1 rRNA gene is annotated in these 401 nt (G+C 54.1%); it reads left to right on the top strand.

The features are described 5' to 3' along the window. Positions 1–64 precede the first annotated feature (64 nt). Positions 65–401, top strand: a 16S ribosomal RNA gene (locus COJ96_RS25630); the annotation flags it as partial.

Here is a 401-nt window from a genome sequence, read left to right on the forward strand (position 1 = left end):
ATCAAAGATGTAACCAACGATTGCTGAGCCAAGTTTAGGGTTTTCTCAAAACCCAAAGATGTTTGAACTGAAGAGTTTGATCATGGCTCAGATTGAACGCTGGCGGCAGGCCTAACACATGCAAGTCGAGCGGTAGCACAGAGAGCTTGCTCTCGGGTGACGAGCGGCGGACGGGTGAGTAATGTCTGGGAAACTGCCTGATGGAGGGGGATAACTACTGGAAACGGTAGCTAATACCGCATAACGTCGCAAGACCAAAGAGGGGGACCTTCGGGCCTCTTGCCATCAGATGTGCCCAGATGGGATTAGCTAGTAGGTGGCGTAACGGCTCACCTAGGCGACGATGCGTAGCCGACCTGAGAGGGTGATCGGCCACACTGGGACTGAGACACGGCCCAGAC

It is taken from the genome of Bacillus sp. AFS073361 (assembly GCF_002567005.1).
Classification (GTDB): Bacteria; Bacillota; Bacilli; order Bacillales; family Cytobacillaceae; genus Neobacillus.